The organism is Peribacillus muralis, from assembly GCF_001645685.2.
GTDB lineage: Bacteria > Bacillota > Bacilli > Bacillales > DSM-1321 > Peribacillus > Peribacillus muralis_A.
This window is the reverse complement of record NZ_CP017080.1, coordinates 3,708,947-3,723,387: the sequence shown is the minus strand read 5'-3', so window position 1 is coordinate 3,723,387 and position 14,441 is coordinate 3,708,947. Positions and strand designations below refer to the sequence as shown.

Genomic DNA, 14,441 nt, shown 5'->3' with positions numbered 1-14,441 from the left:
TCTCGTGTTACTCCACCTGAAATGAGTTGGTAGCATGTATATTACTTCAAGGGAAAAATCAATCCTGGAACTGATCATAAAAACGTCAGGGAAACATACGGCCGTATCGATAGCTGCACATTTGACTGTGAGTGTCCGCACGGTTCAGCGTGATTTGAAATCGATAGAAAAAATCCTGCAATCTTTTGAATTGCACCTAACACGCAACACACATGAAGGGCTGTCAATCGACGGCAAGAATGAACAAATCTTTCGGCTTGTGCAGCACCTGATGGGCAATCATCCAATCGATCAGACGCCGCAAGAAAGAAAGCTGCATCTCCTATTGGCCTTACTTCAGGAAGAATCATATAAAACGCAAGCACTTGCGGTGAATCTTGGCATCAGCATAACGACCCTTACCGTCTACTTGGACGAATTGACTGAGTGGCTAAGGAATTTCAATATCTTGATTACAAGGAAAAGGGGAGTCGGAATAGAGCTTACCGGTACTGAAGAAAATAAACGGAAAGCCCAGGCTGCCTACTTCCTGCACTTCTTTAATGAAGAGCTGATCGAGAGCTTATTCTTGCTCCAAGAAGGGGAAAAGCGGAAGGGGAAAATCCTCCACTATTTTGATCCGGATTATCTATTGGCCATTGATGGCGTGCTGAACTCAACCTTCAATAGTATCCATTCACGTTTGGCGGATAGCGGGTATATAGGGTTAATCGTACATATTCATGTAACCCTGCAAAGGAATGAAAGCCAATTTTATTTGGAGAAGGACTTCAAAAGACTGAGCGACCTCTCGGATGAAAATAACCTTATGGATAAAATCTGTAAGGAACTGAGCGCCATGCTCAAGGTTTCTTTTACAATCGATGATATAAGCTACTTGGCAGCCATCTTGAAAGGGTCCAAACTTCATGCCGCCGATGCCGTGCCGTATGACAGTGTGTTATTGGGGCAGCTCATAAGGAACTTGATCAAGGATGTTTCCGCGCAGCTCCAAATCAACTTGACCAAGGATTTTCCACTGTATCAAGGGCTTCTTGCCCACATGGAGCCATCGCTGTTCAGGATCAAACAGGACATGGGATTATATAATCCCTTAACGGAAGATATTAAACGTAAGTACCCCGTTCTCTTTTTAGCGGTCAAGACAGGTCTGGAAAAGGAATTCAAGGAAATTAAAGAATTCCCGGAAGATGAAATAGCCTTCATCGTCCTTCATTTCGGATCTGCCCTAGTGCTGAGGGAAGAGGAAATTGCCATAAGGGCACTCATCGTTTGTCCGACGGGAATAGGCACATCCAAGATGCTGGCCAGCCGGATCAAAAAAGAAATCATTGAAATCCAGACGGTTGAAATTAAAACGATCAAGGATATCCAAAAGCAGGATAGCCTGAAAAATTACGACGTAATCATTTCCACCGTTCGTCTTCCGTATATCGACATGGATTATATTCTCGTATCCCCTCTTTTGAGTGAAGAGAATATCGAGAATATCCGGAATTATATCAGGAAGAACATCGAGAAGTTCACGAAAAATAAACGTTACCGCAGTCAGGCGGCGAACAAGGATTCGCCTCCGAAGAAAGCTGGCGGCGAGTTGAGGGATGTATTGCAGGAATTGAAAAGTGCCCAGGAGAGTATCGAGTCGATCATCGGCAATTTTCGGTTATATCGCCTCCCTCATTTGAAGGGCCAGCCAGAAATTTTGGAGGAAATGGTTCGGATCGCGGAAAAGGAACAACTGCTAAAGAAGGCGGATGAAGTAATCGGGGCCCTGAACGAACGGGAAACAAAAGGCGGTTTAGGCATTCCGGGAACAAGTATGGGACTTTTTCACGCGAGAAATAAAAACGTGAACGAGTTGATCTTCCAAATCGCCCATCTTGCAGACGCTTGCCTTGTTAAAGGAATGGATGGAAAAGACGTCCAGATGAAAAATTTGCTGCTGATGCTGGCCCCAGAAGACTTGAGTGTGAAGCAGCAGGAAATCGTCAGCTTGATCAGTTCAAGCTTAATTGAAAGTAATGAATCAATCATGATTTTTTCATCTTCGGACGAAGAATTGATCAAAAAAAGACTGGAAGCCGTATTTTTGGACTATTTATATACTAATTTGATAAAGGGATGATTGTAATGAAACAAGTCGTACATTTCGGTGCAGGAAACATTGGAAGAGGATTTATCGGAGCACTCTTTTCACAATCTGGATATCATGTCACATTTGTAGATATAGCTGAAAAAATCATCGATCAATTGAATGAAAAAAAACAATACCAAGTGAAACTGGCAACCGATCAACAAGAATCGGTCACGGTTGAAAACGTTTCAGGCTTAAATAGCTTGAACCAGGAAGCGGAAATCATAAAAGCCATTTCGGAAGCAACCTACCTTACCACGGCAATCGGACCGAATATCTTGCCTCATATCGCTCCTTTGATGGCAAAGGGATTGGCTTCAAGAGTGAAACGAACCGATGAAAAGCTGTATGTGATCGCTTGCGAAAACCAAATCTCGGCAACAGACCTTTTGGAAGGGTACATCCTGCAACACTTGGATCAAGAAACGAAGGCTAGTTTGGCTGATAAAGTATACTTCTTCAATTCAGCAGTCGATCGGATCGTCCCGTTGCAAAATAACGAAGGGTCACTGGACGTATTGGTTGAACCTTATTATGAATGGGTCGTTGAAACGAATGAAAGCATTCCTGCGGTCGAAGGGATGACGATCGTAAAAGAACTGGCTCCATTCATCGAGAGGAAACTGTTCACCGTTAATACAGGACATGCTTCGATCGCGTACCTCGGTTATCTTAAAGACAGCAAATTGACAATTGACCAATCCCTGGAGGATGAAGCGATTGTCGAGCAAGTCAAGAAAATACTCGGGGAAACGGGCGCCTATTTAATAAAGCAATACGGTTTGGATGCAGACGAGCATCAGCGCTATATTGAAAAAATCATTGCCCGATTTAAAAACGCCTACTTGAACGATTCGGTGAATAGGGTGGGCCGTTCACCGCTCCGCAAGCTTGGGCCGAACGACCGTCTCGTACGACCTGCCGTTGAAGCGAAGAAGGCCGGTCTAACTTATTCGAACTTGGCGAAGGCGATAGCATCCGCATTGCTGTTTGATTTCCCCGAAGACGAAGAAGCGATCAAGCTGCAAGCGATGATCAAAGAAAAGGGTGTACCAGCCGTACTTAAGGAAGTTAGCGGCTTGGACGAAAACAGTGAAATAACGAAAGAAGTCATCACTCATTACAATGAAATGAAAAAATGACGAACCTAAGCTCCTGAATTTTCAGGAGCTTTTTGTTTGTAGAGAAAAGGGATTCAGAATTTTCACATTACTTTTTCCTTCTAGGCACGGGCTGATTTCAAGCTTTCCAAAACTTCATGTACACACAGAGTGGAATGGAGCGGAAGGCACGAGTGCCGTGCACTTTAAATACGGAAAAAGAGATCAAACGATGCGATGTTCAGTAAGGAAAAAATTAATACCAACTAAACCACTAAAGATAATTGACTACTCTTCAGGATTTCTATATGATAATACTGACTGACTAATCAATCGGGAGGTGAGCAAGGATTCCTACTCAAGAAAAGCTGGAAAGAAGAGAGCAAATATTGGCGATTTCGCAACAACTTTTTGCTTCACTTGGTTATCATAAAACGAAAATTTCCGACATCGTTCGCGAGGCGGGCATTGCCCAAGGCACTTTTTATTGGCATTTTAAAAGTAAAGAGGCGATTGCTTTAGAAATCATTGAAGAAGGGCGAAACGGACTTCTGGAGGTAGTGGCACACGGACATCGGAAATCTCCCGGAACAGTTCAGGATGTTCTGAATTCCTCTGAAAGGTTATTTGTGGAGTTGTTTGATTTTTCGCAATCCAATCGATATATGATGGAAATGATATTCAAAGGAATCGATGGGGAAGAATCACTTAAACAGGCAATCATCGAAACTCGTTTGAAGGTGGAAGCAGCCTTCGAGAATAATATCAAAAGAGCAATGGAACTGGACATGCTACCGGAAAGGGATCCTGGTTTACAAGCTGCATTACTAATGAGTTTATTTGAAGGAATCCTATCTAGGTGGTTATTCGGACCGGTTTCGGATGGCTCGAATATCCGGACTAGAACAACGGCGGAGCTGTCCAAGGAAATGGTCAGATTCGAATTTTTCGGATTATTAGGAACATGAAAAGGAGACGGATTGACATGAAGAAAAAATATTCCTACCTTACATTGATTTTATTAACAGCATTTACTTTGATTTTAACCGCTTGTGGTCAGAAAGACGAGACGGCAAGTGAGAAAGAAGAAAGCGGTGCAGATTTATTACAACAGATCAAAGATCGCGGGACTCTTAAAGTGGGGCTTATGGGTACATATCAGCCATACAATTTCTTGAATGATAAAAAAGAAATGGATGGATTTGATGCGGATATTTCGAAGGAATTGGCGAAACGGCTTGGCGTGGATGTGGAGTTCGTTTCTCAGGAGTTTTCAGGTATGGTGGCAGGATTGCAAACCAAAAAGTTTGATGCAGTGATAAGCCAAATGACGATTACTGATGACCGAAAAAAACAAATGGACTTTACGGAGCCATATATCACGAACAATGTGAAGGTGATTGTTCAAGAAAAAAATAATAATGTTAAGTCTGTAGAAGATTTCAAAGGCAAGAACATCGGGGTGGGCCTGGGAACTAATGATGAAACTTATCTTCGTACAGAGCTGCTTCCAGAGGTAGGCGATTTTACGATTAAAACCTATGATGACGTAATCACATCATTAAAGGATTTGAACTCTGGAAGAATTGACGCAACCATCAACAATATGTATGCGTTGAAACCGGTTGTCGAGAAAAACGGATTTAAGATCAAGGCTGTAGGTGAGCCGGTTAAATCTGATCAAGCAGGAATCGCAATTCGTAAAGGCAATGAATCCTTACTGAAAGAATTGAACAAACATCTGGCTGATATGAAAGAAGACGGCACATATAAAGAGATTTTCGTGAAATGGTTTGGGGAAGAGCCGCAAGAATAAATCAATGATTTTGGAAAGGATACAAGCAAAGCTATGGATGTTATTTGGACGAACCTGCCATTTTTATTGAAGGGAGCCTACTATACGCTCCTTATCACCATTATATCCATGTTTTTTGGATCGATTATTGCTGTGATTGTGGCGGTAGCAAGATTAAAAGGCAATAAATTCATTAGATGGATCGCTCGTGCATATGTTTCCATCATAAGAGGTACGCCCACTTTGGTCCAAATCATCATCGTCTATTATGGACTGGCTGATTACGGGTTGAATCTTCAACCGCTGACAGCGGCTTATATCGCGTTAAGCATCAGCATCGGGGCTTATTTGTCCGAAACATTGCGCGGGGCGATCCAATCTATCCCTAAAGGGCAATATGAAGCGGCATATGCATCTGGAATGTCCCCTTATCAAACGATGCGCAGAATCGTTTTTCCGCAAGCGATTCGGGTAGCCATTCCGCCTGCTGGCAATACATTCATCGGGATGTTAAAAGAAACATCGCTTGTTTCCGTAATAACGGTCACCGAATTATTGCGATCTGCCCAACTATTAATCGCTCAATACTATGTGTACATGCCATTTTATTTAGCGATTGCGCTAATGTACTGGATCATGAGTACAGGATTTTCCTTTGTATTGGAAAGAATTGAAAAACGGTTATCAATTTATGATTAAGTATGGTGAGATAGAATGATAAACATCCGCAACCTATCGAAGAGTTTTTCAACCTTGGACGTGTTAAAGGATATTGATTTGCAAGTGAACAGCGGCGAAGTCGTCGTGATTCTTGGGCCGAGTGGTTCGGGTAAAAGTACACTGCTTCGATGTATAAATGGACTGGAAGAATTAACGAGTGGAACGATCGAAGTGAGCAACATCGTCGTTGATGCGAAGAGCAGTCATAAAGTGCGCAATAAACAAATTAAAAAAGTACGTCTTCATACGGGAATGGTTTTTCAACAATTCAACTTATACCCGCATAAAACGGTACTGGAAAATGTGATGGAAGCACTGTTGATCGTGAAAAAGTGGTCGAAAGATGATTCCGTGAGAAAAGGGGAAACACTGCTGAAAAGAGTGGGGCTGATCGACAAAAAAGATGTGTACCCTTCCCGTTTATCCGGTGGTCAGCAACAAAGGGTTGCGATCGCGAGAGCACTTGCCATGGAACCCGACATCTTATTGTTCGATGAACCAACCTCTGCATTAGATCCAGAGTTGGTCGATGAAGTGCTGGCTGTCATTAAAGAACTTGCGCGTGATGGAATGACCATGGCTATCGTTACGCACGAGATGACCTTTGCTCAGGAAGTAGCTGATCGAATCGTCTTCATGTCCGATGGTGCCATCGTTGAAGAAAGTCCGCCAGAAGAATTCTTTTCACGCCCACAAACCGATCGAGCCAAGAAATTTTTGAAAAAAATGTAGGTCATATAAGGGAAGAGGAATGATGATGAAAGTGGTAACAAAATGGACAGGCCAGCGTGCTTTCACAGCAGTTGGAGATTCAGGCTTTGAAGTCAATATGGACGCAACACCTGCATATGGAGGCGAAGGGAAGGGGTGCACACCAACTGAAATGCTTTTGGCGTCCCTAGCTGGATGCATTGGCATAGATGTCACGATGATCCTGAAACCTTATTTGTCATCTGTGGACAGGCTTGAAATTGAAACAGATGGTACGAGAAAAGAAGAATTGCCAAAAGGCTTCACATCCATCGTCGTGACCTTCATGATCGATGGACAAGTGGACAGTAAACGGATCTGGAGGGCAATCAATCTAGGAAAAGAAAAATACTGTGCAGTATCTGATTCCCTCAAAGCCGATATCTCGTTCCGACTGATTTTAAATGGAGAAGAGCAAACGAAAATCGCTCCGGAACAGCACGAAGCAAAACAATGATTGTAATCGAACAAAAGCACTGTAGATAAACGACTACAGTGCTTTTGCCATTTTTGAAGAAAAAAGAGAAGGGTTAATTTTTAAAAAAACACTTGTAAATAGTAATCATTACGTTTTATAATGAAGCAGTCAAGTCGGCAAAGCGACGATTGCCGTTGTTAAATCGTAATTATTTTGATTTGAGTGAAGGAGGGAATGACTTTGTCCAGTTAAATGCTGGAGTAATTCGAGACCGGTTCGGATATGGTACAATTTACTCGCGAATGGGTTTGGGGCGGTATCGGAGACATAGCCAAGAGTGTAACATATCTTTTCTTTACATAAAGGCAGTAGCGAATAATAACAGCTTGTAAATCGTGATGTTTTCGATTTGTGAAATCAATTGTAGTTTATGGAGGAAATAGATGATATCGAGAAAATATCAATCAATCATTATCTTATGTCTATCATTTTTTGTTTTGGCTGCTTGTTCTGCGCAGTCGACTGGCCAGCAACACGAGGTGAAGGAGGTAAACTTGCTGTTTAATTTTGCGACGAGCTCACTCGATCCCAATGTGGATACAAGTTATGTGTCATTGCGTGCTGGCATTACGGAGACATTGGTGCATCTCAATGATAAGGATTTGACTATCGAGCCGTGGCTGGCAAAAAGCTGGAGCAGCAAGGATGGTCAGTTATGGGAGTTCCAGCTGAGGGATGGTGTGACGTTTCAGAATGGAGAGGCGATGGACGGTCAAGCGGTGAAGGCATCGTTGGAGAGGGCGATGAAGGATAGCTTGGCGATCAAGAATGCCTTGCGCATTGAATCGATAACAGCGAAGGGAAATGCGCTGACCATCAAGACGGAGGTTCCCTTTCCGGAGTTTCCATCTGAATTGGTCCATCCCAATACATCGATCATCGATGTAACGGAGCCCGACTTCATTAACAAGCCGATTGGTACAGGACCATTTGCGGTCTCGAAATTCATTCCGGGCACGGCGGTTGAGTTAACACGTTACGAGGCTTACTGGGGCGGGGCTGCAAAGCTTGCAAAAGCAAGGTTTTCCTTTAATGAAGATGCCAATGCCCGATCTCTAGCCCTTGAATCGGGAGACGCCGATATCGTCTTCCGGCCGGAAGTGGAAAGTCTAGCAAGTTTAGAAGCGATCGATCGCGTGAAGGTGGAATCGACCTCTACCTTCCGTGTGCATCAAATGACGATGAATTTGGAAAAGAAAGAGCTGCAGGACATCAACGTCCGAAAGGCAATGGATGCTTTGATCGATCGTTCAGCGATTGCGGGAACGATTTTGCATGGCCATGCGGAGGTGGCTAAAGGGCCATTCCCATCGACCTTCTCGTTTGCTCCGAGCTATCCGGAAAAGGAAAAAGGGATGGAGGCGGCAAGAAGGTATCTTGAGCAAGCCGGTTATAAGGAAGTGAATGACGTGATGCAAAAGGAAGGCAAACCGTTAACGTTTACTCTCCTCACTTACAGTTCACGTGCCGATTTACCGTTGATCGCTCAAGTGTTTCAATCGGATGCCGGCCAGTTAGGAATAGATGTGAACATCAAGCAAATAGAAATCCCGGAAGAGTATATGGCCGCCAACAGGGATTGGGATTTGACGACCTATAGTAATTTGACCGCTCCGCGTGGAGATGCCGGATACTATTTGAATGCAACGTATCATCCAAAAGGAGCCTTGAACTTCAGTGGAGCGGATGATGATCATTTGACGGCGATGATCGATGAGCTGAATGTGACGGTCGGACAAGAAAAGCGCTCGGATATAGCCGAGGATATTGCGTTGTATGTGGATGAGCAGGTTTATAATTCATTCATTTTACATCCGAATACACTAGTTGCCTATGACGCCGATAAAGTGAAAAACTGGATCACTTCAAGAAGCGAATACTACATGCTGACGAATGAACTGGATGTGAAGTGAAATGTTCGGCATTTTATTGAGGCGATTGTTTGAGGTCGTGATGTTTGTGCTTGTGGTCACATTCATCTCCTTCTTGTTTGTTCGGCTTGCCCCTGGCGATCCAGTCCTCTCGATACTTCAGGTGGATGATGTATCGATTACAACCGAACAGGTCAATGGACTCAGGGAAGAATTGGGCTTCAATGAACCGCTGCTCTTGCAGTATGGGCAGTGGTTCCTGAACTTCATTCAATTTGATTTCGGTCGCTCCTACCTTACGAACCAGCCTGTGTTGAAGATGATCATGAGCAGTTTGCCTGCTACATTGGAACTGGCGATCGGAGGATTGCTTGTCATGCTTGTCATAGCTTTACCTTTAGGGTCTCTTGCTGCGTTGTACAGGGGAAGCTTGATCGATCAGCTAAGCCGTGCCGTTTCTTTAGTGGGAGCCGCAATCCCTAGCTTTTGGCTAGGACTGCTTTTGATTGATTTGGTTGCGGTACGCTTGGGGGCGCTTCCGACGATGGGGAGGGACGGATTATCTACCTTGATTTTGCCGTCCGTCACTTTGGGGCTGGCTATCACCAGTGTGTACGTCCGCTTGCTGCGCTCGAGTTTGATTGATTCGCTTAGTCAGGAGTTCATCAGGGCCGCACGTTCTAGGGGGATTTCGGAAAGGCGGATATTCTTTTCCCATGCATTTCGCTATAGCTTGCCTCCGGTCATTACCGTATTCGGTGTCAGCTTGGGCAGCTTGATCGGCGGTGTAGTCGTGATCGAAGTGATCTTTGCTTATCCAGGCATAGGCAAGATGGTGGTCGACTCCATTCGCTCGCGGGATTATCCAGTCATCCAGGGGTACCTTTTGATCATGGCCATCATTGTCTTCATCGTCAATAGTGCCGTTGATGTATCGTATCGATATTTAAACCCTGAGCTAAGATTGAAGGAAAGGAATCAGCGGAAATGGAGTTAGTGATGAACGAACGATTTAAACGAAACGGGAAAAAGGCTTTCATTTTTACGGTGCTGGCTCTTGGGTTAGCCGTTGCGGCTTACGCCTTTCTATTTTTGAAACATGATCCGGCTCTGGTCAATCTCGGGGAAAGGTTATTGCCGGCAAGTGGAAAACATCCGTTGGGCACGGATCACCTTGGGCGTGATGTATTGACGCGTCTATTGCTTGGGTCCCAGCTCACGGTAGGCTATGGTCTTTTAGCTTTATTTGCCGCGGTAATCATCGGAGTTCCATTCGGGTTGATTGCCGGATTTAAAGGCGGTGTGATCGACCGTATCTTCATGCGCGTGGCAGATTCGTTCCTGGCGTTTCCGGATACGATCGTGGCCATCGTGCTGAGTGGCCTTTTAGGCCCGGGAATCGAAAATCTGCTGTTGGCGATCGTTGTTGTGAAATGGGTGAATTATGCCAGGCTAGTGCGCAGCACGGTCATCACCGAACGTCAGAAGGATTATGTCACCATGACCAAAATAAATGGACTAAGCTCCTTTAGGATCATGAAAAAACACCTTTTTCCGCATATCATCGGAAACGTGCTCGTCCTTGCCAGTCTCGATTTAGGTAAAATCATTTTGCTCATATCGTCCTTGTCGTATATTGGCCTTGGTGCCCAGCCGCCTGCAGCGGAGTGGGGGGCCATGCTGAACGATGCCCGCCCATACTTCCAAACCAATCAATCCCTGATGATTTATCCAGGGCTCGCCATCATGGGTGTCGTTTTTTTAACAAACATACTCGGCGATTATTTCAGAGATGCATTCGATGTGAATAAGAAGGTGGAATCATGAGTCTTTTATCGGTAAGGCAGCTACATGTGATGGGCAAGCAAAATCATATCGTAAAAAATCTTTCATTTGAGGTCCGTGAAGGAGAGTGGCTGGCACTCGTCGGTCAAAGCGGCAGCGGCAAAAGCATGACGGCTATGGCGATTGGACAGCTGCTTTCACCCAATCTCCAAGCGAAGGGAGAAATATGGTTTGAAGACAAGAATATATTAACTCTCTGTGCACCAGTCATCAGGAAGCTTCGCGGCAAGCGCCTCGCTTATATTTTTCAAGATTACCAAAGTTCATTCACACCGTTCCTTACGATCGGTCAACATTTCGAAGAATATCAGCGGACGCATCTGGACCTTTCCAAAAAGGCACGACGCCGGCAAGCTGTCGACGCGCTCGCATCAGTGGGACTGGCTGAGGATATCTACAGCAGATATCCTTTTCAATTAAGTGGCGGCCAGCTTCAAAGGGTATCCATTTCACTTGCACTGCTGCTTCAACCTGATTTATTGATAGCGGATGAACCGACCACTGCCCTGGATAGCGTCTCATCTTTTAAGATTTTGGAGCTGTTATCAAGACTACAGGCAGAAGCTGGATGCGCAATCCTGTTCATCACCCATGATTTGCGTCATGTCAAGAAATACGCGGACCGCATAGGGGTGATGAAAGACGGAGTGATGATTGAAAGCGGAGATAAAGACCACGTACTCAATCATCCTCAGCATCCCTATACCAGGAGGCTGATTCAAGCATCTCCCTCACTCAGAAAAGATTTATTAAAACATGAGGGGGCATTCGGATGAGTTTATTAGACATACGAAATATCCATAAAACATACTATAGTGGAGCGGAAGTGCTTAAAAATGTAAATTTTAGCATCGAAAGCAAAGAATGCTTAGGTTTGATCGGGGAAAGCGGGTGCGGAAAGAGCACGCTTGCCCGCTGCCTCCTGCAGATTGAGCCGATTGACGAAGGCAGCATCTTATTTAATGGAAGGGAGCTGTCTGGAAAAAGTGAACGCCTTTTAAAGCCATACCGAAGGAACATGCAGGCCGTCTTGCAAAATCCGGCTTCTGCACTGAATCCGAAACTAAAGGTAAGGGAGTCATTAATCGATCCTTTTCAGCAATATGGCAGTCAGGTCGATATGAAGCATCTGACGTATAAAAGTGAACGCGATTTCATTGAGCAGCTACTGGAAATGGTGGAGCTTCCAAAAAGTTTGGCTGAGCGTTATCCGCACGAGTTAAGTGGCGGCCAAAAGCAGCGTGTGACCATTGCCCGGGCCATCAGCATTGAACCGAGCCTGATTATTCTGGATGAACCTGCTTCAAGCCTGGATGTTTTATCACAGGCGTCGTTGCTTACATTGCTAGGGAAGCTGCGTGAGAGGTTAGGCATGTCTTATCTATTCATTTCCCACGATCTCCCGGCGGTACAAAAGATGTGCCAAAGAATCATGGTGATGAAAGAAGGGGAAATCGTCGATGCCTTCGAGACGGAGCTGCTTCTTTGTGCCGACCGTCATCCATATACGAAAGAATTGATTTCCCTGTTTGATTGATATGAGGAAACTAATATAGTTTATAAATCGAAATGGTTACGTTTTTTTATTTTTGAATCTAGGGAGGAAGCAAGGTGAACCATCGATCATATTTAGCATTGGCCATTCCTCTGATTATCTCGACGATAACGACGCCACTCTTAGGTGCGGTTGACACCGCTGTTGTGGGCCAATTGCCCGATCCTGCTTATTTGGGCGGCGTGGCCATCGGTACTGTCGTGTTTAATACCTTATATTGGCTGTTTGGATTTTTGCGGGTGAGCACATCGGGATTTGCTGCACAAGCACTTGGGGCAAACGATGATAGGGAAGGAAAGCTCGCTTTTATAAGACCATTTCTTTTGGCCTTGGCGGTCGGGATCGTTTTCATATTGCTGCAGGGACCAATCGAACGAATTTCCTTAAACTTGATGGATCCCGATGCAGCAGTCCGCTTATATGCGGCGGAATACCTCGGCATCCGGATATGGGGGATTCCTTTCACATTGATGAATTACGTCATATTGGGCTGGCTGATGGGGATGGCCAAAATCAAGGTTTCGTTACTGCTACAGGTGTTCATGAACGTCATGAACATCATTCTGGCCCTGGTGTTCGTCCATGTATTCGAATGGGGGGTATCAGGTGTAGCGATAGCCACGCTGCTCTCGGAAATGACAGCCTTTTTCATTGGGTTATTCATTATTTGGAACGCCTTTTTGCATCGATTGGAAATGCCTCCTTTGAAGGAAATGATCGATGCCTCCTCGATAAAGAAAATGATGTCGGTGAATCGCGATTTATTCATTAGAACGCTTTGCTTGTTGACCGTCTTCAATATCTTTACGGCAAAGGGAGCCTCATACGGAACGGAGGTATTGGCCGCCAATGCGGTACTCATCCAAATCCATTATATGATGGCATACTTCTTCGACGGATTGGCAAACGCTTCGAGCATTTTGGTCGGGAAAGCGGTTGGTTCTAGAAATCAGCTTTTATATAAGAAGACGTTGCTGCTGTCCCTGCAATGGGGAGTGCTGACCTCGCTGCTGATGGCCGCTTGCTACCATTTATTCCGTGATTCCATTTTCACGTTTTTTACGCGGATACCCAGTGTCATGGAAGGGGCACATGTTTATGGATCCTGGTTGGTCCTGTTCCCGATAGCAGCGAGTGTAGGGATCGTTTTTTATGGTGTTTTTACTGGGGCAACCGAGGCGGCCCCGATTCGAAACTCGATGATTTACTCCTTGATCGCCTTTCTATTGACACTGCATTTCTTTGTACCTGTGTATCAAAACCATGGATTGTGGCTCGCCTTTACAATCTTCAGCTTAGGTCGTTCCATTTTTTTGTCACTATATATACCTCAGTTAAATAAAAAATTATTTCCTAAGAGGAGTGTTCACCTTGAAAGCAATGAAATGGTCTAGAAATCAAGAAAAAATCATTCATACATATGTGGGGGCTTATGAAACCTTACGGAAGGAAGCTGATTTATCTCCTGATAATAAGATCATCAATCGTGTATTATCGGAGCTTGTTTCGGTGATTTCCAAACCGTTGGACCAGCACTTGGCAACAGAAATCCTCATCCAAGATGAAATCCAATCGATACGCGGCAACATGCTTGCCAAGCTGAACATAGCCGAGACATTGATGGAGGAGCATTATGCCAAATCATATGCTGGCAAGGTGAGCAATTTGGAGGATTTCCATACCTTCCTTTATTGGGAGAACTACAAAGAACTGATCAAAACGGAAATGAAGGAATTACGGAAAGTGAAGGGTGAAATCCGTTCCTTTGCATTTGTAGGTACGGGCCCTTTGCCTTTAAGTCCATTGCTGCTTCAACAAGAGCTTGGAGCGAGTATGACTTGTATTGATATAGATGAACAAGCCCATTCGCTAGGCAAGCGGATCATAAAGCAACTCGAGGGGGAACCGACGTCGGATTATGTCTTGAAAGATGGCGCACTTCATGATTATGGGGAGTTCGATTTAGTCTGGATTGCCAGTCTAGTTCCTAATAAAGAGAAAATCCTGGAGAGGATATTTCAAACCAAGCCTGAAGCGATTGTTGCCATTCGGTCGGTGGACGGCATTCATCAATTATTATATGAGCCCGTTGATGCAACGAAGTTCCGGACTGTGAAATGTGAGGAGGTCGCACGGACCAAGGCGGATTCTTTCATCATCAATTCAACCATTTTTTATACGTTTAAACAATAA

At 44.6% G+C, this 14,441-nt stretch carries 14 protein-coding genes; all 14 read left to right on the top strand.

Features of this window, described 5'->3' with window-relative positions; all coding sequences use genetic code 11:
• Positions 1–34: 34 nt before the first annotated feature.
• A complete protein-coding gene (locus ABE28_RS18085; protein ID WP_064465711.1) occupies positions 35–2,125 on the top strand; it encodes a BglG family transcription antiterminator in 2,091 nt (696 codons plus the stop codon).
• Between the two features lie 5 nt (positions 2,126–2,130).
• On the top strand, positions 2,131–3,276 hold the full coding sequence (locus ABE28_RS18080) for a mannitol-1-phosphate 5-dehydrogenase (RefSeq protein ID WP_064465712.1): 1,146 nt from the start codon (positions 2,131–2,133) through the stop codon (positions 3,274–3,276).
• 347 nt (positions 3,277–3,623) lie between these two features.
• Positions 3,624–4,202: a TetR/AcrR family transcriptional regulator gene (locus ABE28_RS18075; protein WP_064465713.1), complete on the top strand. Its 579-nt coding sequence runs from the start codon at positions 3,624–3,626 to the stop codon at positions 4,200–4,202.
• On the top strand, positions 4,199–5,050 hold the full coding sequence (locus tag ABE28_RS18070; protein ID WP_180319966.1) for a transporter substrate-binding domain-containing protein: 852 nt from the start codon (positions 4,199–4,201) through the stop codon (positions 5,048–5,050). Before ABE28_RS18075 ends, ABE28_RS18070 begins: the two co-directional genes overlap by 4 nt.
• 33 nt (positions 5,051–5,083) lie before the next feature.
• Entirely contained in the window at positions 5,084–5,728 is a 645-nt protein-coding gene (locus ABE28_RS18065; protein ID WP_064465715.1) for an amino acid ABC transporter permease, read from the top strand.
• Between the two features lie 15 nt (positions 5,729–5,743).
• Positions 5,744–6,481, top strand: coding sequence for an amino acid ABC transporter ATP-binding protein (locus ABE28_RS18060; RefSeq protein ID WP_064465716.1), 738 nt, complete (start codon positions 5,744–5,746; stop codon positions 6,479–6,481).
• 25 nt (positions 6,482–6,506) lie between these two features.
• The gene (locus tag ABE28_RS18055) at positions 6,507–6,956 is read left to right on the top strand and encodes an OsmC family protein (protein WP_064465717.1); all 450 of its coding nucleotides are present in this window, start codon (positions 6,507–6,509) and stop codon (positions 6,954–6,956) included.
• A gap of 404 nt (positions 6,957–7,360) precedes the next feature.
• Positions 7,361–8,890, top strand: coding sequence for a nickel ABC transporter substrate-binding protein (gene nikA / locus ABE28_RS18050; RefSeq protein ID WP_064465718.1), 1,530 nt, complete (start codon positions 7,361–7,363; stop codon positions 8,888–8,890).
• Between the two features lies 1 nt (position 8,891).
• The gene (nikB, locus tag ABE28_RS18045) at positions 8,892–9,845 is read left to right on the top strand and encodes a nickel ABC transporter permease (RefSeq protein WP_064465719.1); all 954 of its coding nucleotides are present in this window, start codon (positions 8,892–8,894) and stop codon (positions 9,843–9,845) included.
• Positions 9,836–10,675, top strand: coding sequence for a nickel transporter permease (nikC, locus tag ABE28_RS18040; RefSeq protein WP_064465720.1), 840 nt, complete (start codon positions 9,836–9,838; stop codon positions 10,673–10,675). Before nikB ends, nikC begins: the two co-directional genes overlap by 10 nt.
• Entirely contained in the window at positions 10,672–11,469 is a 798-nt protein-coding gene (locus ABE28_RS18035; RefSeq protein ID WP_064465721.1) for an ABC transporter ATP-binding protein, read from the top strand. The genes nikC and ABE28_RS18035 overlap by 4 nt, the downstream gene beginning before the upstream one ends.
• Positions 11,466–12,230 carry an ABC transporter ATP-binding protein gene (locus tag ABE28_RS18030; RefSeq protein ID WP_064465722.1) on the top strand — a complete coding sequence of 255 codons (765 nt, stop codon included), beginning with the start codon at positions 11,466–11,468 and terminating at the stop codon, positions 12,228–12,230. Before ABE28_RS18035 ends, ABE28_RS18030 begins: the two co-directional genes overlap by 4 nt.
• A gap of 74 nt (positions 12,231–12,304) precedes the next feature.
• A complete protein-coding gene (locus ABE28_RS18025) occupies positions 12,305–13,642 on the top strand; it encodes an MATE family efflux transporter (RefSeq protein WP_064465723.1) in 1,338 nt (445 codons plus the stop codon).
• Positions 13,629–14,441 (top strand): nicotianamine synthase family protein, encoded by an 813-nt coding sequence (locus tag ABE28_RS18020; protein WP_064465762.1) that lies wholly within the window; start codon positions 13,629–13,631, stop codon positions 14,439–14,441. Before ABE28_RS18025 ends, ABE28_RS18020 begins: the two co-directional genes overlap by 14 nt.

Coding starts and splice junctions, on each gene's coding strand:
- ABE28_RS18085 (WP_064465711.1), top strand. CDS start 35: ATGTATATTACTTCAAGGGAAAAATCAATCCTGGAACTGATCATAAAA.
- ABE28_RS18080 (WP_064465712.1), top strand. CDS start 2,131: ATGAAACAAGTCGTACATTTCGGTGCAGGAAACATTGGAAGAGGATTT.
- ABE28_RS18070 (WP_180319966.1), top strand. CDS start 4,199: ATGAAAAGGAGACGGATTGACATGAAGAAAAAATATTCCTACCTTACA.
- ABE28_RS18065 (WP_064465715.1), top strand. CDS start 5,084: ATGGATGTTATTTGGACGAACCTGCCATTTTTATTGAAGGGAGCCTAC.
- ABE28_RS18060 (WP_064465716.1), top strand. CDS start 5,744: ATGATAAACATCCGCAACCTATCGAAGAGTTTTTCAACCTTGGACGTG.
- ABE28_RS18055 (WP_064465717.1), top strand. CDS start 6,507: ATGAAAGTGGTAACAAAATGGACAGGCCAGCGTGCTTTCACAGCAGTT.
- nikA (WP_064465718.1), top strand. CDS start 7,361: ATGATATCGAGAAAATATCAATCAATCATTATCTTATGTCTATCATTT.
- nikB (WP_064465719.1), top strand. CDS start 8,892: ATGTTCGGCATTTTATTGAGGCGATTGTTTGAGGTCGTGATGTTTGTG.
- nikC (WP_064465720.1), top strand. CDS start 9,836: ATGGAGTTAGTGATGAACGAACGATTTAAACGAAACGGGAAAAAGGCT.
- ABE28_RS18035 (WP_064465721.1), top strand. CDS start 10,672: ATGAGTCTTTTATCGGTAAGGCAGCTACATGTGATGGGCAAGCAAAAT.
- ABE28_RS18030 (WP_064465722.1), top strand. CDS start 11,466: ATGAGTTTATTAGACATACGAAATATCCATAAAACATACTATAGTGGA.
- ABE28_RS18020 (WP_064465762.1), top strand. CDS start 13,629: ATGAAATGGTCTAGAAATCAAGAAAAAATCATTCATACATATGTGGGG.